Annotated in this window: 21 protein-coding genes and 1 tRNA gene; 12 read left to right on the forward strand and 10 right to left on the reverse strand. The window is 64.7% G+C overall.

What is annotated here, in order from left to right; all coding sequences use genetic code 11:
- Positions 1-67 precede the first annotated feature (67 nt).
- On the forward strand, positions 68-529 hold the full coding sequence (locus V8U06_RS03945) for an Lrp/AsnC family transcriptional regulator (protein WP_226919326.1): 462 nt from the start codon (positions 68-70) through the stop codon (positions 527-529).
- Positions 530-623: 94 nt separating this feature from the next.
- On the opposite strand, the gene V8U06_RS03950 is transcribed toward V8U06_RS03945, so the two are convergent.
- The 5 genes from V8U06_RS03950 to ilvA form a co-directional block, all read right to left on the reverse strand.
- Positions 624-1,634 (reverse strand): CorA family divalent cation transporter, encoded by a 1,011-nt coding sequence (locus V8U06_RS03950; protein ID WP_427139612.1) that lies wholly within the window; start codon positions 1,632-1,634, stop codon positions 624-626.
- A gap of 15 nt (positions 1,635-1,649) precedes the next feature.
- Positions 1,650-2,558, reverse strand: coding sequence for a polyphosphate kinase 2 (gene ppk2 / locus V8U06_RS03955; RefSeq protein ID WP_427139613.1), 909 nt, complete (start codon positions 2,556-2,558; stop codon positions 1,650-1,652).
- A 140-nt stretch (positions 2,559-2,698) separates the two neighbouring features.
- Positions 2,699-3,946 (reverse strand): diguanylate cyclase, encoded by a 1,248-nt coding sequence (locus V8U06_RS03960; protein WP_427139614.1) that lies wholly within the window; start codon positions 3,944-3,946, stop codon positions 2,699-2,701.
- A 139-nt stretch (positions 3,947-4,085) separates the two neighbouring features.
- A complete protein-coding gene (locus tag V8U06_RS03965; protein ID WP_226919330.1) occupies positions 4,086-4,400 on the reverse strand; it encodes an HlyU family transcriptional regulator in 315 nt (104 codons plus the stop codon).
- A gap of 152 nt (positions 4,401-4,552) precedes the next feature.
- A complete protein-coding gene (ilvA, locus tag V8U06_RS03970) occupies positions 4,553-5,797 on the reverse strand; it encodes a threonine ammonia-lyase (RefSeq protein WP_427139615.1) in 1,245 nt (414 codons plus the stop codon).
- A gap of 192 nt (positions 5,798-5,989) precedes the next feature.
- Between ilvA and V8U06_RS03975 the strand changes: the two genes are divergently transcribed.
- The 6 genes from V8U06_RS03975 (at position 5,990) to V8U06_RS04000 (ending at position 10,776) form a co-directional block, all read left to right on the forward strand.
- Positions 5,990-7,444: a TrkH family potassium uptake protein gene (locus V8U06_RS03975; RefSeq protein WP_226919332.1), complete on the forward strand. Its 1,455-nt coding sequence runs from the start codon at positions 5,990-5,992 to the stop codon at positions 7,442-7,444.
- A 92-nt stretch (positions 7,445-7,536) separates the two neighbouring features.
- The gene (locus V8U06_RS03980; RefSeq protein WP_427139977.1) at positions 7,537-8,100 is read left to right on the forward strand and encodes a hypothetical protein; all 564 of its coding nucleotides are present in this window, start codon (positions 7,537-7,539) and stop codon (positions 8,098-8,100) included.
- On the forward strand, positions 8,097-8,582 hold the full coding sequence (locus V8U06_RS03985; protein WP_427139616.1) for an N-acetyltransferase family protein: 486 nt from the start codon (positions 8,097-8,099) through the stop codon (positions 8,580-8,582). The genes V8U06_RS03980 and V8U06_RS03985 overlap by 4 nt, the downstream gene beginning before the upstream one ends.
- A 125-nt stretch (positions 8,583-8,707) precedes the next feature.
- A complete protein-coding gene (locus tag V8U06_RS03990) occupies positions 8,708-9,352 on the forward strand; it encodes a DUF47 domain-containing protein (protein WP_427139617.1) in 645 nt (214 codons plus the stop codon).
- Positions 9,352-10,359, forward strand: a complete 1,008-nt coding sequence (locus tag V8U06_RS03995) for an inorganic phosphate transporter (protein WP_427139618.1) — start codon at positions 9,352-9,354, stop codon at positions 10,357-10,359. Before V8U06_RS03990 ends, V8U06_RS03995 begins: the two co-directional genes overlap by 1 nt.
- A 156-nt stretch (positions 10,360-10,515) precedes the next feature.
- Positions 10,516-10,776, forward strand: coding sequence for a hypothetical protein (locus V8U06_RS04000; protein WP_427139619.1), 261 nt, complete (start codon positions 10,516-10,518; stop codon positions 10,774-10,776).
- Between the two features lie 41 nt (positions 10,777-10,817).
- On the opposite strand, the gene V8U06_RS04005 is transcribed toward V8U06_RS04000, so the two are convergent.
- Both V8U06_RS04005 and V8U06_RS04010 read right to left on the reverse strand, forming a co-directional pair.
- Positions 10,818-11,357 (reverse strand): hypothetical protein, encoded by a 540-nt coding sequence (locus tag V8U06_RS04005; RefSeq protein ID WP_427139620.1) that lies wholly within the window; start codon positions 11,355-11,357, stop codon positions 10,818-10,820.
- Positions 11,358-11,403: 46 nt separating this feature from the next.
- Positions 11,404-12,048 carry a hypothetical protein gene (locus tag V8U06_RS04010; protein ID WP_427139621.1) on the reverse strand — a complete coding sequence of 215 codons (645 nt, stop codon included), beginning with the start codon at positions 12,046-12,048 and terminating at the stop codon, positions 11,404-11,406.
- A 139-nt stretch (positions 12,049-12,187) separates the two neighbouring features.
- Here V8U06_RS04010 and V8U06_RS04015 point away from each other — a divergent pair.
- Positions 12,188-12,272, forward strand: a tRNA-Leu gene (locus tag V8U06_RS04015).
- 12 nt (positions 12,273-12,284) lie between these two features.
- Here the strand turns inward: V8U06_RS04015 and V8U06_RS04020 are convergent.
- Positions 12,285-12,704 carry an NUDIX domain-containing protein gene (locus V8U06_RS04020; RefSeq protein ID WP_427139622.1) on the reverse strand — a complete coding sequence of 140 codons (420 nt, stop codon included), beginning with the start codon at positions 12,702-12,704 and terminating at the stop codon, positions 12,285-12,287.
- Between the two features lie 144 nt (positions 12,705-12,848).
- Positions 12,849-13,448 carry an NAD(P)H:quinone oxidoreductase type IV gene (gene wrbA / locus V8U06_RS04025; protein WP_226919343.1) on the reverse strand — a complete coding sequence of 200 codons (600 nt, stop codon included), beginning with the start codon at positions 13,446-13,448 and terminating at the stop codon, positions 12,849-12,851.
- A 168-nt stretch (positions 13,449-13,616) separates the two neighbouring features.
- Here wrbA and V8U06_RS04030 point away from each other — a divergent pair, with 168 nt between their 5' ends.
- Both V8U06_RS04030 and V8U06_RS04035 read left to right on the forward strand, forming a co-directional pair.
- Complete coding sequence (locus V8U06_RS04030) at positions 13,617-14,372, forward strand: competence/damage-inducible protein A (protein ID WP_427139623.1); 756 nt, start codon at positions 13,617-13,619, stop codon at positions 14,370-14,372.
- A gap of 66 nt (positions 14,373-14,438) precedes the next feature.
- On the forward strand, positions 14,439-15,281 hold the full coding sequence (locus V8U06_RS04035; protein WP_427139624.1) for a universal stress protein: 843 nt from the start codon (positions 14,439-14,441) through the stop codon (positions 15,279-15,281).
- Between the two features lie 13 nt (positions 15,282-15,294).
- Here V8U06_RS04035 and V8U06_RS04040 read toward each other — a convergent pair whose 3' ends face one another.
- On the reverse strand, positions 15,295-15,906 hold the full coding sequence (locus V8U06_RS04040; RefSeq protein ID WP_427139625.1) for a GNAT family N-acetyltransferase: 612 nt from the start codon (positions 15,904-15,906) through the stop codon (positions 15,295-15,297).
- 192 nt (positions 15,907-16,098) lie between these two features.
- On the opposite strand from V8U06_RS04040, the gene gpt reads away from it, so the two are divergent.
- Both gpt and V8U06_RS04050 read left to right on the forward strand, forming a co-directional pair.
- A complete protein-coding gene (gene gpt / locus V8U06_RS04045; RefSeq protein ID WP_226919347.1) occupies positions 16,099-16,596 on the forward strand; it encodes a xanthine phosphoribosyltransferase in 498 nt (165 codons plus the stop codon).
- 174 nt (positions 16,597-16,770) lie between these two features.
- The gene (locus V8U06_RS04050; RefSeq protein ID WP_427139626.1) at positions 16,771-17,352 is read left to right on the forward strand and encodes a hypothetical protein; all 582 of its coding nucleotides are present in this window, start codon (positions 16,771-16,773) and stop codon (positions 17,350-17,352) included.
- Positions 17,353-17,441: the final 89 nt, after the last annotated feature.

Genomic DNA, 17,441 nt, shown 5'->3' on the forward strand with positions numbered 1-17,441 from the left:
CGGTTTGCGAAATCGCCCTCAGTCGAATATTCTTTCAATATCAGCAGATTTTTCGGGGAAAATTGCAATGGCCACGCTGGATGCAATGGATGCTTCGATCCTCAAGGTGATTCAGCAGAACGGCCGCATCTCCAATGCCGAGCTTGCCGAACGGGTCGGCCTGTCGCCCTCGGCCTGCTCGCGCCGGCTCGACATCCTGGAGAAATCGGGCGTCATCAAGGGCTATCACGCCCGCATCTCGCCGAAGGCGCTCGACTACAAGATGATCGCCATCGTGCACATCTCGCTGTCCGGCCAGTTCGCCAAGACGCTCGCCGAATTCGAGGCGGCGGTGAAGCTCTGCCCGAACGTGCTGGTCTGCTACCTCATGTCCGGCGAATACGACTATATCCTGCGCGTCGCCGCCAAGGATCTGGAGGACTACGAGCGCATCCACCGCGACTGGCTGTCGGCGCTGCCCCATGTGGTGAAGATCAATTCGAGCTTCGCGCTGCGCGAAATCATCGACCGGCCGAATGTCGGGGTCTAGAGTTTGTCAGGGAAAAGTGGGAACCGGTTTTCCCGAACAGACAAACGAAAACAAAAGAATTTAGAGCGTAGAAGCCGGCTCCGACTGGACTTCGCTAGAACCGCAGGTCGATGCCGGCGCGGCGCAGCAGCCAGTAGAAGAGCGCGGTGGCGGCCACGCCGAGCAGCATGGCCCAGACGAAGCCCGATTCCCCCACGCTGAAGGGCAGGCCCGCCGTGTTCATGCCGAAGACACCGACGACCAGCGTGCCGGGCAGAAGCAGCGCGCTCATCACGGCCATGGCCTTGAGGCTGCGGTTCGATTCGTCCGCCAGCTCCGCCGCCATTTCTTCCTGGAGCAGGCGGGCGCGGTCGTTGACCGTGACGATTTCGCGGTCGAGCCGCTCCAGCCGCAGCGAGAGCCGCCGGAACATTGCATGGGCATGGTCGCTCAGGGCCCAGTCCTCGCGGTCCTCCTCGTCGAACAGCGCCACCATGCCGGCGACCGGCCGGTGCAGCGAGACCGCGAGCCGGCGCACCTCCTTGAGGCTGCGCCGTTCGTCGCTCAGACGCTCGGTGACCAGGCGGTCCTCCACCGCATCGAGCAGGCTTGCGGCCTCCTTCAGCTTGAGCGCCGTGTTCTTGCAGAAGGCGGCGACGATGGCCTCGAAAAGTTCATAGGCGGTCGCCGGGCAGAAACCGTCGGCGAAGGATCGCCGCACGCGGTTCACCGCCTCCACGGGATGGCGCCGGCCGGTGACGAGAAGCCGGTCCGTCAGGGCGAAATGCAGGCGCCCCACGCTGGTGGAGGCCCGGTCCGTCTCCTGCTGCTGCAGGTCGGCGATGACGCCATGCGTCGTGCCGGCCTCATGGCCAAGCACCAGGCTTTCGTCATGGCCCTCCAGGATCGCGCGTGCTGCCGCCGGCAGGGCGCACCGTCCCGGCAGCCAGCCCTGTATGCGCTGGTCGACGAGATCGACATGCAGCCACACCCAGCCCTCGCCGGCCGCAAGCGCCGTCTCGATCTCCTGCGGGGCGAGCGGCAGGACCGGCCCGCCGGGCGTGCAGCGATAGGCGCCGACGAGCCCCGGCGTTACCGCCCGTTGCGTCTGGTCGAGGAGGTTCAAGGGCCTGCGCCGGTCTCAGTAGGCTTCCGGGACGTACATTTCATCCGGCGGCTCGTGGCGAACATAGTCGTCGTGGCGCACGCGCTCCGGCAGGTCGATCTGCGTCTTCGGCACGTCCTCGTAGGGCACCTGCGAAAGAAGATGGGCGATGCAGTTGAGGCGCGCCTTCTTCTTGTCTACGGCCTCGACGATCCACCAGGGCGCTTCGGGAATATGCGTGCGCGCCAGCATCTCTTCCTTCGCCTTGGTGTAGTCTTCCCAGTGGACGCGGCTTTCGAGATCCATGGGCGAAAGCTTCCACTGCTTCAGCGGATCATGGATGCGCATGCGGAAACGGAATTCCTGCTCCTCGTCGGTGATCGAGAACCAGTATTTGATGAGGATGATGCCGGAGCGAACCAGCATGCGCTCGAATTCCGGCACCGAGCGGAAGAATTCCTCCAGCTCGTCCGATGAACAGAAGCCCATGACGCGCTCGACGCCGGCACGGTTGTACCAGGAGCGGTCGAACAGCACCATTTCGCCGGCGGACGGCAGGTGCGGCACATAGCGCTGGAAGTACCATTGATTGCGCTCGCGCTCGGTCGGCGCGGGCAGCGCAACGACGCGGCAGATGCGCGGATTGAGACGCTGGGTCACGCGCTTGATGGCGCCGCCCTTGCCGGCCGAATCGCGCCCCTCGAACAGGACGACGACCTTCAGCTTCTTGTGCTGCACCCAGTCCTGCAGCTTCACCAGCTCATGCTGCAGGCGGAACAGCTCGCGGAAATAGACGCGGCGCTCCAGCGTCTGCGGCGCCGGGCCGGACATGCCCTCGGCGACGAGCTCGTCCAGCCGCTCCTCCTCGATCTGCATTTCCAGCTCTTCGTCGAAACTGTCGGCGATTTCCGCCTTGATGCGGCTGAGGTGATTGTCGTCGAGCATGGCCGGGATCCGTCAAAGTGAGGGTTGTGCCCCGCGGCGGACGTGCAGAAGCGGCGCGTCGCGGAACTTCCGGCCCATCGTATAAGAAGCGCACATGACCCTTTTGTGACAGGTCGCGGCGGGCGGAATGCCGAGGGGTGTTACGCCGAAACCACCTGGTTGCGGCCGGCATTCTTGGCGGCGTAGAGCCGGGCGTCGGCAGCCGAAAGCAGCGCGTTCAGCGTCGTGCCGTCATGATAGCTGTTGGCGACGCCGATGCTGACCGTGACGGGCATGCCGTCCGGCCGGCGGATTTCCGCTTCGACCCGCTGGCGCAGCATTTCGGCGCGCTCGGCGCCGGCCGCCGGGGCGACATCCTCGCAGAGCACCACGAACTCCTCGCCGCCGAAACGGAAGAGCCGGTCGCCGCCCCGCAGCGCCCGTTGCAGGCAGGTCGCGGCCTCCTTCAGCACGCCATCGCCCGCCAGGTGCCCGAAGCGGTCGTTGACGTCCTTGAAGTGGTCGGCGTCGATGATCATCAGGCCGAGGGGCTTGCCCGCGACGAGCATGGCCGAGAGCATGCGCGGCGCCTCGAATTCCAGGCGGCTGCGGTCGTAGACGCCGGTCAGCGCATCGCGGCCCGAGCGATCGAGCAGGTCCTCGTAGCGCTCGCGGAAGGTAAGATCGGCGAAGATATCGGCGATTGGCCGAGGCGAAACGGGGATCGCCGAAATGCGCGAATAATAGAGATAGACGGTGATCAGCACCGCATAGGCGCAGGCCGCCATCATCTTGGCGACCCAGCCGCCCCAGAAGACTTCCACCGGCGCATCGTTGAGGAAATGCAGCGCCGAATAAAAGCCGATCTGGTCGAAGGTCAGCACCGCGACGCCGGAAACGAAGAAGCGCATCGCCGTGTTCTTCCGGAACACGCGGCCAAGCCGCTCGTAGAGCAGGATGATGGCGAGCGAATCGACATAGAGCAGCATGGTGCCCCACAGCATCAGCCAGCCCATCTCGTCGATGAAGGCAAGGTCGGCGATGCGGCCCGGCACCGCGCCGATGGTCTGGTGGTGGCGCAGCAGGAGGCTGAGACCCACCGTCAGGAAATTGCCGGCGAGCAGGCCGTAGATCGGCGCGCGCACGACGGCGGCGTCCTCCTTCACATAGAGAAGCAGGATCATCATCAGCTTGCCGGAAAAGAGCACCGAGGAGCCGGGCGAGATGACGCCGAAGGGCAATTCGATATAGAAGACCGCCGCGAGATAGGTCTCGAGGAAGTGCATGACGCCGAGCGCGGCGACGAAAACGCCGATGCCGATCTGGTGGCGCAGATGCAGGATGCCCACCATGAAGACGAAATAGAACCCGGCCTCGATGAGAAGCAGGATCAGATTTTCAGTACCCATGAGCGGTCCGCAGTTTCCTCGACACCCCCGAAGCTAAACGCATCGAAAGAGTCGCAACAAGTCGTTTCCTGCGGATACAGGCAAATGCGCCGGTTCTCCAGCGCCTTCGTATGATTATTTTCGGGGGATGCGGTTCCGCTCAGACCTGACGGCTGTCGACGCCATCGGCGAAGAGCGACGCGCCGTGCTGGTCGGCGATCTGCCTTGCCTTGCGGAAGGTCGAGGCGACCGTGTCGTCCCGCGAGGCGAAGAGATCGGCGCGGATGAAGGTGCGCACCATCACGCGGTCGCCGTCCCGCTTCTCGATGCGCCCGGCAAGCCGGTGCTGGCCGCCCTCGGGAATGGGCGCGGCGACGAGGAGAAGGTCGTTATAGGCCTCGGTTTCCTCGGCGATCTTCGCCGGAGTTGCCGAGCCGCCGCCGCGACCGAAGAGTTTTGAAAAGAACGATGCCATGGCCGATTGCTAGCACAGGCTTGCATGCCGTCCAAGGGGATCGGCTGTGGATAGAAGAGGCGGACCGCCCCTCTTCCGCCTTCCCGCACCGCGCCTGCCGAGAGAGGCAAGACGCGGCCGGCAGCTGGATGAGGAGCGGGCCTCCGGTTGGATCAGATGATGAGATTGGAGAGAATCTCGTTCTCGGTGATGTCCTGGTAACGCATGCCCGCCGCATCGAAGGCCTTCTTCAGCGCGGTGAAATTCTCCGGCGCCCTGGTTTCGATGCCGATGAGGATGGAGCCGAAGTTGCGGGCGGACTTCTTCAGATATTCGAAGCGGGCGATGTCGTCGTCCGGGCCGAGCATGTTGAGGAAATCGCGCAGCGCGCCGGGGCGCTGGGCAAGGCGCAGGATGAAGTATTTCTTCAGGCCCGCATGGCGCATGGCGCGCTCCTTGACGTCGGGCAGGCGCTCGAAATCGAAATTGCCGCCGGAGACGACGGCGACGACCGTCTTGCCTTCCAGCGCCTCGCGGCCGAGCGCATCCAGCGCCGTCAGCGACAGCGCGCCCGCCGGCTCCAGCACCACGCCCTCGACATTCAGCATGTCGATCATCGTCACGCAGATCGCGTTTTCCGAAAGCAGCATCACCTGGTCCGCCGAAAAGCGGCTGAGCGCGGCGAAGTTCAGCGCGCCGATCTGCCCGACCGCCGCGCCGTCTACGAAATTGTCGACCTGGTCGAGCGTCACCACCGCGCCGCTTTCGAGGCTGCGCTTCAGGCTCGGCGCGCCGGCAGGTTCGCAGAACAGGAAGCTCGACGGGCCGATCAGGCCTTCGAGATAGCCCGTCACGCCGGTGGCAAGGCCGCCGCCGCCGACCGGCAGGGCCACGAGATCGGGCAGCTTGCCGTCGAGCTGGGCGACGATTTCCGCCGCCACGGTCGCCTGCCCCTCGATGATGTCCTCATGGTCGAAGGGCGGCACCATCAGCGCGCCGGTCGCCTCCGCATGGTCGCGGGCGGCCTTGTAGCACTGGTCGAAGAAGTCGCCGACCAGCTTGATGGTGACGAACTCGCCGCCGAAGATGCGCGTCTTGTCGATCTTCTGCTGCGGCGTCGTCACCGGCATGAAGACCACGCCCGGCACGCCGAAATGGCGGCAGACGAAGGCAAAACCCTGCGCGTGGTTGCCGGCCGAGGCGCAGACGAAGCTGCGCGCGCCATCGGGTCTTGCAAGAACCTTGCGGAAGAAGTTGAAGGCGCCGCGAATCTTGTAGGAGCGCACCGGCGAGAGGTCTTCCCGCTTCAGGTAGATTTCCGCGCCGTAGCGGGCGGAAAGGTGTTCGTTGAGCTGGAGCGGTGTTTCGGGAAAGAGCCCGCGCAATGCGTCGCAGGCTGCGTCGACGTCCGGTTTCATGCCGTTCGATGCCATCCTTGAGTTTGGACAATGCAACGGCTATAGCATCGTACCGGAACGTGAGCAGCGGTTTTCGGCAAAAACGATGCGAAAAACAAACTGCTGCACATCGCAGCGACGGACACCGCCCGTCCTGGCCGCGGCCCTTCGAGACCACCCCTTGAGCCCAGCCGGCATGCAGGACGACTTTCCTTGAACGCCACGATTTTCCGGTCCGCCATCAACATCGCCGCCATCAGCGGCATCTATCTGTCGTTGGCCATGCTCATCCCGGCGTTCATCGACGTCTATTACGGGCACCCGGACTCGGAAGTCTTCTTCCTCTCGGCCTTCTTCACCGGCGGCCTTTCGCTCGCCACCGCCGCCGCCACGCGCTCCGGCCCGCCGCCGTTCAACAAGCGCATGGGCTTTCTCGTCGTCAACATGCTGTGGCTGAGCGCGACCATCATCGGCGCGATCCCGCTGTGGCTGTCCTCGATGAAGCTCACCTTCGCGCAGGCCTTCTTCGAATCGGTTTCGGCGATCAGCACGACGGGTTCCACCGTCATCGTCGGCCTCGACCACGCCCCGCCCGGCATCCTGATGTGGCGCTCGCTGCTGCACTGGCTCGGCGGCGTCGGGATTCTCGCGCTCGGCCTCTTCATCATGCCGTATCTGCGGGTCGGCGGCATGTCCTTCTTCAAGCTCGAATCGTCCGACACCGCCGACAAGCCCTTCGCCCGCATCGCGAGCTACACCCGCGCCTTCCTCGCCATCTATGTATCGATCACCCTCATCTGCGCCGTCACCTATGCCGCGCTCGGCATGAACCGTTTCGACGCGCTGAACCATGCCATGTCGACGGTCGCCACCGGCGGGCTTTCGACGCACGACGCCTCCTTCGGCTACTACAAGAGCCTGCCGCTGCTGTGGGCCGGCACCTTCTTCATGACGCTGAGCAGCCTGCCCTTCTCCGTGCTCATCCTCATCGTCGTGCGCGGCCGCGTCGATGCCTGGCGCGATCCGCAGATCCGCGTCTTCCTCGGCTATCTCGTGCTGTTTTCCGTCGCGGCCAGCATCTTCCAGCGACTGCAGAACGGCGTCGACTTCCACACCGCGCTCGCCCATTCCTTCTTCACCGTCTCCTCCATCCTTTCCACGACCGGCTTTGCCAGTGACGACTATACGCAATGGGGCCACTTCATCGTGGCGCTCGCCTTCGTCGCCACCTTCATGGGCGGCTGTTCGGGCTCGACGGCCGGTGGCCTCAAGGCCTATCGCCTGATCATCCTCTTCAACTTCATCCGCACCGGCCTCTACCGCCTCATCTATCCCGACGGCATCCACGCCGTGCGCTACGGGCCGATGACGGTCGATGCCGATCTCCAGCGCAGCGTCTTCCTGTTCTTCATCACCTATGTGGCGATTTCCGCCATGGGGGCGATCCTGCTCGGCCTGATGGGCTACGACGTGCTGACGGCGATCTCGGCCGCCGCGACCTCGCTGTCCAATGTCGGCCCCGGCGTCACGGAGGCGATCGGCCCGGCCGGCACCTTCGCCGGCTTCCATGACGCCGCGCTCTATATCCTCTCCTTCCTCATGCTGCTCGGGCGTCTGGAAATCCTCACCGTGCTGGTGATCCTGACGCCGCTGTTCTGGAAGAACTGAGCGGCGTTCTTGACTGTTGTCACGCTTGTCCGCATCCTGCCGCCTCCTGGCTGGAGGAAGACTGCATGTTGGTGCCGAAGTCCCTGTTGCGTATGACCTTTGTGGCCGCGCTCGCGTCGGCGCTCGTCCCGGCATCCGGCTTTGCCGGCCCGCTGGTCGAAGCCGCCAAGAAGGCGGAGGAACAGGCCGCCGCCGGCGATACGGTCGGCGCGCACAACACGATCCGCGACGCCTATGGCGCCTTCGCCGCGACGCTGCCCTTCTCCATCGGCAAGGCCGTCTTCGTTTCCGCCCCGCCGGAAGGCTACGGCATGTATGCCGCGCGCAAGGACACCAACTTCAAGGCGGGCGAAGCGCTGATCTCCTATGTCGAGCCCGTCGGCCTTACCTGGCGCCCCGCCGATGGCGGCAGCCTGGAATCCCATTTCACCGTCGATCTCGAACTCACGGACCCCAAGGGCACGAAGCTTGCCGAGCAGAAGGCCTTCGGCTCCTTCGACTTCAAGGGCAGCGTGCGCAACCAGGAGGTCTTCGCCAAGCTGACGCTGAACCTCACCAGCCCGCCCGCCGGCGACTATGTGCTGCGCTACCGCTTCCGCGATACGGCGAGCGGCGCCGTCGCCATCAGCCAGCAGCCGTTCAAGATCGTGCCGTGATCGGCATCCGCGCGGCAACGCCTGCCGATCTCAAGGCGCTGGCCGCGATCGGCCTTGCCGCCTGGCGAAGGGGCATCCAGCCGCTGGTGCCCGAAAGCGTGGTGGCGCGGGTCACCGCCGAAAATCCCTTTCTGCCCTTCCTGAAAGCGATGGGACCGCGCATCCTCGTCGCAACCGACGGGGAGGAACCTGCCGGTTTCGGCGCCTGCGAACACGCCGACGACACGATCAGCGACATCTGGGTTTCACCCGCCTTCGAGGGGCGCGGCGTCGGCTCGGCGCTTCTTGCGGCGCTGGAACGCGAGATCGCGGAGCGCGGCCATGGGCAGGCGCGCCTCCAGGTCGCGGCGGCCAACGCGCGGGCGTTCCGGCTCTACCGGCACCGCGGCTACCGCGAGATCTGGCGCGGCATACGGCATGACCCGATCCTCGACACGCCGCTCGAAAAGGTGGAGCTCGCCAAGGACCTTGCCCGCCCTTGAAGCCCTGGTCGGGCCGTTTACCGCGGGCAAAGAGAATTGTGACAAGCGGCGAATCAGTGCTTTCCAGCGCCTTCCCGCTCAATTATGACAGCCGCATGACAACCCCAGCCACGTAAGGGGCATCCATGCTTTCGCTGTTTCGCAAACTCATGCCGCGTGAAGACCGGTTCTTCGATCTCTTCCAGCAGCATTCCCGCACCGTCGTCGGCGCTGCAGAATCCCTCCGTGCGGCGCTTGCCGGCGGTCCGGATCTCGAAAAGCACTGCGACCGCATCGTCGAACTGGAAGACCAGGCCGACGACATCACGCGCGAGGTTCTGCTCGCCGTCCGCCGCAGCTTCATCACCCCGTTCGACCGCGGCGACATCAAGGACCTGATCCAGTCGATGGACGATGCCATCGACATGATGCACAAGACGGTCAAGACCATCCGCCTCTACGAGCAGACGAGCTTCCAGCCCGGCATGCAGGAAATGGGCGAAGCCGTCGTCAAGGCCGCCCATCTCATCGCCGAAGCCATTCCGCTGCTCGACAAGGTCGGCGTGCATGCCGGCCGCCTCAGCGCCATCGCCGAGGAAGTCACCCGCGTCGAGGGCCGCTCGGACGAGCTGCACGACCGGGGCCTGAAGGACCTCTTCCGCCAGTTCCGCACCACCGATCCGATGGCCTATATCATCGGCAGCGAGATCTACGGGGAACTCGAGAAGGTCGTCGACCGCTTCGAGGACGTCGCCAATGAAATCAGCGGTATCGTGATCGAGAACGTCTGATGGACGCCACCCTCGCCTTTCCGCTGCTGATCGGCCTCGTCGGCATCGCGCTGCTGTTCGACTTCCTGAACGGCCTGCACGATGCCGCGAATTCCATCGCCACGATCGTCTCCACGCGCGTCCTGCGTCCGCAATATGCGGTGATGTGGGCGGCGTTCTTCAACTTCATCGCCTTCCTGTTCTTCGGCCTGCATGTCGCCGAAACGCTCGGCAAGGGCATCATCGATCCCGCCATCGTCAGCCCGCTCGTCATCTTCGCGGCGCTGATGGGCGCGATCATCTGGAACGTCGTCACCTGGATCTTCGGCATTCCGTCGAGCTCCTCGCACGCCCTCATCGGCGGTCTCGTCGGCGCGGGCCTTGCCAAGACCGGCTTCGACGCGGTCGTCTGGAGCGGCCTCATCAAGACGGCGAGCGCCATCTTCCTGTCGCCGGCCATCGGCTTCTTCCTGGCGCTGATCCTCGTCCTGATCGTATCCTGGATCTTCGTGCGCCAGACGCCCTTTGCCGTCGACCGCACCTTCCGCGTCATGCAGTTCATCTCGGCCTCGCTCTATTCGCTCGGCCATGGCGGCAACGACGCGCAGAAGACGATGGGCATCATCGCCGTGCTGCTCTATTCGCAGGGCTATCTCGGCGGCGAGTTCTACGTGCCCTTCTGGGTCGTCATCACCTGCCAGGCCGCCATGGCGCTCGGCACGCTGATGGGCGGCTGGCGCATCGTGCACACGATGGGCTCCAAGATCACCCGCCTCAACCCGATGCAGGGTTTCTGCGCGGAAACCGGCGGCGCCCTCACCCTGTTCGGCGCCACCTGGCTCGGCATCCCGGTCTCGACCACGCACACGATTACCGGCGCCATCATCGGCGTCGGCGCCGCGCGCCGCGTCTCGGCCGTGCGCTGGGGCATTGCCGGCAACATCGTCATCGCCTGGATCGTCACCCTGCCCTCGGCAGCCGCGATTTCGGCGCTGTTCTACTACGTGTTCAACGCGATCTCGGGCTGATCGGCAAACACGGAGGCGGCGCATCCGGGAGGATGCGCCGCCATTCTTTCCGGCCCTGACGTGTCCGGTCGGGCGCCGTCCGCCGAACGTTCCCCCACATTTTTGACGAGACCGCCGGAGAGGCGTATTCTGACGGCTTCTTTCGGGAGCCTAGCCATGCGTCCTGGAATGCGTGTTGCCAACCTGATCACAGGTCTGATCGTCGCCCTGGTCCCCACCCTGGCGGATGCCCACAACTGCAAATGCCGCAACCGCGGCGTCCTCTTCGAGCTGGGACAGACATCCTGCCTCCGTGTCGACGGCGGTAGCTATCTCGCGCGCTGCGAGATGAAGCTCAACGTCTCCTCCTGGACGAAGATCGAGGACGGGTGCCCGGTGACGGACCGGGCCATACCGCCGATGACGCGGGTGAACTGACAGCGTCCCGTCCCTTGCCGATATTCAGCGCCGGCCGCGCCTCAATCCCGCAGATGCACGCTTGAGACGGCGAGATCGCAGGCGGACCCGAATTGCGCCGCCTTGTCCTCACGATAGATACATTCGAAATTATAGGCCTTGCCGTCGTGCACGGTGAAAACGTAGCGGTTGATCGCGACGGTTTTGAACCGCTTGTTGGTGAAGACCATATCGACGGCCGGCTGGCCGAGCATGGTGGTCATCGCCGACGACTTGAGCTTGATGGACGGCAGGACGGCGATGGCGCCGACGAATTCCGCGACGATGGCCTCACGGTTCTGCTCGCTCACGTCGGCGATGGCGCCGGGATCGCGCGGGCCGAGGAAGGTGATGAGCACGTCGCCATTGTCCATGCTGGAGGCGGTGACGCCGGTGACGTCGCCGGTTACATCCGCGAACATGTGGCTCAGCGCGAAATTGTCAGGATACTGGAAACTGTAGGCGCCATCGGCGGCTTCAAAGGTTTTGACGTCCTCAGCAAGGGCGCCGGCGGGCGCGGCAAGGACGAGCGCCAGGAGCGCGGTACGAGAGACGAAAGACATGGAACTCCGTTTCATGCGGCTGCCGTGCGGAAAACGGCGAGATCAATCAGGCCGCCATGGTCCCCCGCATTCTGTGGAAGGCATGGGTGAACATCACGGGCGCGAAGACAAAGGATAGCGCGGTGAGCGGGTCGAACCACAGCAAATCCTTGGGATCGATCAGGTAATCCCCGTAATAAAGGAAGGCGAGCATCGCCGAGGGCAGGAACATGGTCTGCCAGTCCGCCTTGAAGAGCGGGCGGCGCTCGCCCTCTTCCAGCCATCGCTCCGCAAGGCTCTGAAAACCGCCGAGGGCGAGCATGGATGTCGTACAAGCCATGAACATGATGAAATGCACCGGGCCTGGAAACAGCGACGCGATCATGAGGAGCGCGGCGAGATGGGTGGTCTGCAGCCAGAGCGCAAGCCTCGCCCCGTCGTGGGCCTTGTTGCGCGTCGCCCCCTCCGGCCCCGGCACCATCACCGCTTCGACGCGCTCGGCCTGCGATCCGAAATTCAGCGAAAAGACGAAAAGCGCGAGCGCCGCGTAGACCGAGCGGTCATAGACGTCGAAGCCATAGGGGCTCAGCAGGGCGAAGATGCGTGCGCCGATCCATTTCGTCGCGTGATAGGCGGCGATATCCAGAAGCACGCCCGCAAGATATCCCCTGCTGAGCAGGAGTTGCGGCAGAACCTTCAATTCCTCGAACATCGCAGTCCTCCGCCCCCTATTCTACCGCAGCGCCCCAGGCGTTGCAGGAGGACCCGTCCTAACAGGATGCCTTGCAAAACCAATGGAATGCCCCGCGTCCCCTTGACGTTTCCGGCCAAGTGATTGAAACAAAAACCATGCGGGCGTGGCGAAACTGGTAGACGCAAGAGACTTAAAATCTCTCGGCCTTGGCTGTGCGGGTTCGATCCCCGCCGCCCGCACCAGCCGCTCCCAGCTCATTCCGTTTCCGCAAGATAGTGCCGCAGCCGGTCCTTCAGGTTGTCGACCACCAGCGGGTGCGCGAGGAACTGCTGAAGCGACATGATCTCGAAGCGCTGGCCTTCCTCGCCGAAGACGATGTCTCCAAAACCCTCCGCCAGATGCGCGACATGGAAATAGGTGCCGGGCGCGCCGGGGATCTTGGCCGGGTAGTAGCGCTCCCAGACGATGGACGACGGATCGATGGAAATGCCGAATTCCTCGCGGGTCTCGCGGATGGCGCATTCGGCGGGCGTTTCGTCCTCTTCCCGGCCGCCGCCCGGAAGGTCCCACATGCCGGGAAAGGGGATTTCAGGCTTTTCGTCGCGCTGATAGGCGATCAGCCGGCCCTCGCAGATAAGCGCGATCTTGGCACCCCTGAAGTCGGATGGATCCATGGCGGCCGCTCCTTGCCCGGAAAGCCCGACCATAGGCGATTCGCACAGCCTCGCGGCAGATGCCTCAAGAGGGTGCGCAAACAAAAAGGGTGCGGCCCCTGACGCTGGCCGCACCCTCTTCTTCAGCGACGTTTCAGGAGAACGTCAGGCCGAAAGCTTTGCCGCGATCTTGGCGACATGAGCGCCCTGGAAGCGGGCGGCGTCCAGTTCGACCGCGGACGGCTGACGCGAGCCGTCGCCATCGGTGATGGTGGAGGCGCCGTAGGGCGAGCCGCCCTTGATCTCGTCCACACCCATCTGGCCCTGGAAGGCATAGGGAAGACCGACGACGACGAGGCCGTGATGCAGGAGCGTGGGGATGAAGCCGAGAATGGTCGATTCCTGGCCGCCGTGCTGGGTGGCGGAGGAGGTGAAGACCGAGCCGACCTTGCCGACCAGCTTGCCCTGCGCCCACAGGCCGCCCGTCTGGTCCCAGAAATTGCGCATCTGCGAGGCGACCGTGCCGAAGCGCGTGCCGGCGCCGACGATGATGGCGTCGTAGTCGGCGAGTTCCTCGACCGTGGCGACTTCGGCCTTCTGGTCCATCTTGTAGTAGGACGCCTTGGCGACCTCTTCCGGCACGAGTTCGGGCACGCGCTTGACGGTGACGTCGGCACCGGCCGACTTGGCGCCTTCTGCCGCGGCATAGGCCATCGCCTCGATGTGGCCGTAGGCCGAGTAGTAAAGAACCAGAACTTTCGCCATCGTCGTCTCCTGTTGCGAAGGGCTTTCCGCTTGATTGCGGCGTCGCGTTGGATGTAGCACTTCGATATGGCCGCGGCACGAAGCTGCGCGGTCGACAGACTGTTCACCCGCCATTGACAATGCCGCCCGCCCCGGTCCGCATTTCGATCCCGACCTCAGAGAGCGCCCATGAGTTCCACTGCCGTTGCCACCGCCGCCATGCTCGCCATTGGCGACGAGCTTCTTTCCGGGCGCACCAAGGACAAGAATATCGGCCAGCTCGCGGATGTGCTCTTTCTCGCCGGCATCGACCTCAAGGAGGTGCGCATCGTCGGCGACGAGGAGGAGGCCATCGTGGAGGCGCTGAATGCGCTTCGGGCGCGCTACACCTATGTCTTCACCTCCGGCGGCATCGGCCCGACCCATGACGACATCACGGCGGATGCGATCTCCAGGGCCTTCGGCGTGCCCTGCCTGCACGATCCGCTCGCCATGCAGCTGCTCGGCGCGATGTACGAGAAGCGCGGCGTCGAATTCAACGAGGCGCGCCAGCGCATGGCCCGCATGCCCGAGGGCGCGGTGCATATCGAAAATGCCGTCTCGACGGCGCCGGGCTTCAACATCGGCAATGTCTATGTCATGGCCGGCGTGCCGCAGGTCTTCACCGCCATGCTGAGCACCGTGGTGCCGAAGCTTGCGGGCGGCAAGCCCATGCTGTCGCGCTCGGTCGCCTCGCCCTTTGGCGAAGGCGATATCGGCAGCGCGCTCGCCGAGATCCAGAAGAATCACCCGGACACCAGCATCGGCTCCTATCCGCGCTTTTCCGAAAACCGCTTCTCGACGGAAATCGTCATCCGCAGCCGAACGGAAGCCCCGGCGGAAGCGGCCGAACGTGATATACTGGCGATGATCGCCGAAATCGCCGCGGCCAAGGCCGCTTCTTGATCCGGATCAAGGTCTCGGCCCCGCGGCGGGCGCAGGTTTCATGTTGACCCAGGACAGGAGGCCGAAATGACCTACAAGACCATCGTGGCGGTGCTGAGCGCCGCCGAGGACGCCGGCAAGGTGACGGACCATGCGCTTGCGCTCGCACGCGAGACGGGCGGCCATGTCATCGGCATCCATGCGGAGGCCCCGGTCGTGGTCACGCTGATCGCGCCGATGGAATATCCCGATCCCAATGCCGTGCTGGACCTCCAGGAGCGCGCCCAGCGCCAGTCGCGCGCAGTCGAGCAGGCCTTCCGTTCGCGCTGTGAGCGCGACGACATTTCCTATGAATGGCGGCTTTTCACCGGCACCGCCGGTTATGCCTCGGCGGGTGTCATCGACAGCGCCCGCGGCGCCGACATCGTGCTTGCCGGCCAGTTCGATCCCGATCTCGACGGCCCGGCGCGCGAGGATATCGAAGACCTGCTCTATGAGAGCGGCCGGCCGGTCTATCTCGTTTCCAACGCGCCCGCCGGCCCCGAGCCGATCGAGCGGGTGCTGCTCGCCTGGAACGGCTCGCGGGAGGCGGCGCGCGCTGCCTTCGACGCCCTGCCCTTCCTGATGGGCGCCAAGGAGGTCGAGATCTTCACCATCGATCCGCCGGAAACCGCCATGCAGTCGCGCGATTTCTGCGGCGCCGAGCTTGCTGCCACGCTCGCCCGCCATGGCGTCAAGACGACCGTCGCCTCCGGCGCCTCGCAGGGCCATTCGGTGGCCGATGCGCTCAACCACCGCGCAAGCGAGATCGATGCCGGGCTCATCGTCATGGGCGCCTACAGCCACTCGCGGCTGCGCCAGCGCCTCTTCGGCGGCGTCACCAGCGCCATGATGCGCGGCGCGCGCGTGCCGACGCTGATGTCGCGCTGACCCTGCCCTTCGCTCAGGCGACGGCCTTGATCATCGTCGTCGCCGAGCGGAAGCCAAAGACCGGCTTCAACAATCCCGACGAGACGGTGGCCATGGCCTCGAAGCCACGCCGGGCATAGAGCGCGCGGGCACGGGGATTTTCATCGATCACGTCGAGGCGGATCCTTTGCAGCCCGCGCGTGACCGCAACATCTTCCACCGCATCGAGAAGAGCCGAGCCGACGCCGAGGCTGCGCGCCTCCGGCCGCACGAAGATGCCGTCCATCAGGAGCGTGCCCGCGTCGCACGGGCGGTCCAGCACCTGCAGCAGGAGCCCGCGCACAAGGCCGCTGAACCAGCCATAGGTCTCCGCCATCTCCCGCAGGCCACCATCCAGAAAAGCCCCTTCCGGCGTCTTGAAGCCGGCGACGCCGAGGAAACGGCCGTCCGGCGCAATGGCGCTCACGGCCTGTTCGGGCCTCAGGACCCGCTCCAGCAGGGCGAGCGCCTTCGCCTCCGGCCCCAGCGGATAGCGCAGCTTGCGGGAAAAGGCCTCCCAATAGCCGGCCGCGGCAATCCGGCGATGGGCGGCGCGCAATCCCGCTTCGATGGTGAAGGCGCGCGTGCTGGCGCCGGTCTCGCTCATGGCCGTCTCCCGTCAATCGTTTCCGGGCAGGTAGGGATGGCGGAGAGCGAAAACAATGCGGGATTTCCGGAGCGCCCGCGCCCCGCCCGCTCCCGACTTGCCTGTGGATCGCCCGATATTCGAGGATTTCCTTGACCGGCGATCTGGATTAGAGAGAACGAATCCTCTTTTTCCGCCTATCAGGAGCCCGTCATGTCGCTGCCCGACAAAGCCTTCCCCGTATCCTGGGACCAGTTCCATCGCGATGCCCGCGCGCTCGCCTGGCGGCTGGCGGATGGCGACCGCGAATGGAAGGCCATCGTCTGCATCACGCGCGGCGGCCTCGTGCCGGCGGCCGTCATCTCGCGCGAGCTCAACATCCGCCTCATCGAGACGGTCTGCGTCGCCTCCTATCACGACTATGTCTCGCAGGGCGACATGCATGTCCTCAAGGGCATCTCGCCCGAGCTGACCCAGCATGAAGGCGAAGGCATCCTCATCGTCGACGATCTCACCGACACCGGCAAGACGGCCGCACAGGTTCGCGCCATGCTGCCGAAGGCGCATTTCGCCGCCGTCTACGCCAAGCCGAAGGGCCGCCCGCTGGTCGACACTTTCGTCACCGAGGTCAGCCAGGACACCTGGATCTATTTCCCCTGGGACATGGGCTTCACCTATCAGGAGCCGATCGCCAAGGGCACGCGCGGCTAAGCTGTCGGACGCCCCTTCCAGATCATGCCAGGGTTGCGCCGCAACCCATTGATTTGACGATTTTTCCTGAAAAGCCGGCGGATGCGTCAAGCGTGCCCGCCGGCTTAATCTTTCCGCAATTCCTGCAAAAGATAGTGCTTATTTTAGCCATCCGGCGGGAGGAAAGAACAGTCGATGCGACAGGAAGGGCGGGCATTCGCGGCCATTGCACTTGGCCTTGCGCTTCTCTCCGGCCCCGCAGCCGCGCAATGGGACATCCGCACCACTGCGGTTTCCGACTATGTCGAGGCCAATGTCCGGCCGTGGATCGAGGATCCGGCCATCGTCAACGCCATCCTGGCGCAGAATGCCGTCCATGCCGGTCTCGACCAGAAGGAGATCAACGCGCTCGACCGGCGCTGGCGCGACGAGCTCGGCAAGGCCGAGCGGCCGCTGGTCGATACGCTTCTGTCCAATCCCCTCTCGCTCCACCTCAAGGACCGGCAACGCGCCGCCGGCGGGCTGATCACCGAAATCTTCGTCATGGACAATCGCGGCCTCAATGTCGGCCAGAGCGACGTCACCTCCGACTACTGGCAGGGCGACGAGGCGAAATGGCAAAAGAGCGTGCAAACCGACCGGATTCACATCGACGAGGCGGGACGGGACGAGTCCACCCTGCTCATGCAGTCGCAGGCCAGCCTGCCGATCCACGACCCCAGGACCGGCGCGGTGATCGGCGCCATCACCGTTGGGGTCAATCTCGACGCGCTCTGACGCTGCGACAGGGAATCACTTTATCCACGGATCACAGTTCACCGCCCGTGACTATTCCCTGATGTCGCGAGGTCAAAAATTCCCGTCTT

Origin of the sequence: Shinella sp. G-2 (assembly GCF_050172695.1) — a bacterium.
GTDB lineage: Bacteria > Pseudomonadota > Alphaproteobacteria > Rhizobiales > Rhizobiaceae > Shinella.

Bases quoted from the DNA above. Each gene is read 5' to 3' on its own strand.
- V8U06_RS04020 (WP_427139622.1), bottom strand. From the start codon at position 12,704: ATGGATCCATCCGACTTCAGGGGTGCCAAGATCGCGCTTATCTGCGAG.
- V8U06_RS03960 (WP_427139614.1), bottom strand. From the start codon at position 3,946: ATGGGTACTGAAAATCTGATCCTGCTTCTCATCGAGGCCGGGTTCTAT.
- wrbA (WP_226919343.1), bottom strand. From the start codon at position 13,448: ATGGCGAAAGTTCTGGTTCTTTACTACTCGGCCTACGGCCACATCGAG.
- V8U06_RS03980 (WP_427139977.1), top strand. From the start codon at position 7,537: ATGACCTTTGTGGCCGCGCTCGCGTCGGCGCTCGTCCCGGCATCCGGC.
- V8U06_RS03990 (WP_427139617.1), top strand. From the start codon at position 8,708: ATGCTTTCGCTGTTTCGCAAACTCATGCCGCGTGAAGACCGGTTCTTC.
- V8U06_RS03995 (WP_427139618.1), top strand. From the start codon at position 9,352: ATGGACGCCACCCTCGCCTTTCCGCTGCTGATCGGCCTCGTCGGCATC.
- V8U06_RS04010 (WP_427139621.1), bottom strand. From the start codon at position 12,048: ATGTTCGAGGAATTGAAGGTTCTGCCGCAACTCCTGCTCAGCAGGGGA.
- V8U06_RS04040 (WP_427139625.1), bottom strand. From the start codon at position 15,906: ATGAGCGAGACCGGCGCCAGCACGCGCGCCTTCACCATCGAAGCGGGA.
- gpt (WP_226919347.1), top strand. From the start codon at position 16,099: ATGTCGCTGCCCGACAAAGCCTTCCCCGTATCCTGGGACCAGTTCCAT.
- V8U06_RS04030 (WP_427139623.1), top strand. From the start codon at position 13,617: ATGAGTTCCACTGCCGTTGCCACCGCCGCCATGCTCGCCATTGGCGAC.
- V8U06_RS04035 (WP_427139624.1), top strand. From the start codon at position 14,439: ATGACCTACAAGACCATCGTGGCGGTGCTGAGCGCCGCCGAGGACGCC.
- V8U06_RS04000 (WP_427139619.1), top strand. From the start codon at position 10,516: ATGCGTCCTGGAATGCGTGTTGCCAACCTGATCACAGGTCTGATCGTC.
- V8U06_RS04050 (WP_427139626.1), top strand. From the start codon at position 16,771: ATGCGACAGGAAGGGCGGGCATTCGCGGCCATTGCACTTGGCCTTGCG.
- ppk2 (WP_427139613.1), bottom strand. From the start codon at position 2,558: ATGCTCGACGACAATCACCTCAGCCGCATCAAGGCGGAAATCGCCGAC.
- V8U06_RS03965 (WP_226919330.1), bottom strand. From the start codon at position 4,400: ATGGCATCGTTCTTTTCAAAACTCTTCGGTCGCGGCGGCGGCTCGGCA.
- ilvA (WP_427139615.1), bottom strand. From the start codon at position 5,797: ATGAAACCGGACGTCGACGCAGCCTGCGACGCATTGCGCGGGCTCTTT.
- V8U06_RS03945 (WP_226919326.1), top strand. From the start codon at position 68: ATGGCCACGCTGGATGCAATGGATGCTTCGATCCTCAAGGTGATTCAG.
- V8U06_RS04005 (WP_427139620.1), bottom strand. From the start codon at position 11,357: ATGTCTTTCGTCTCTCGTACCGCGCTCCTGGCGCTCGTCCTTGCCGCG.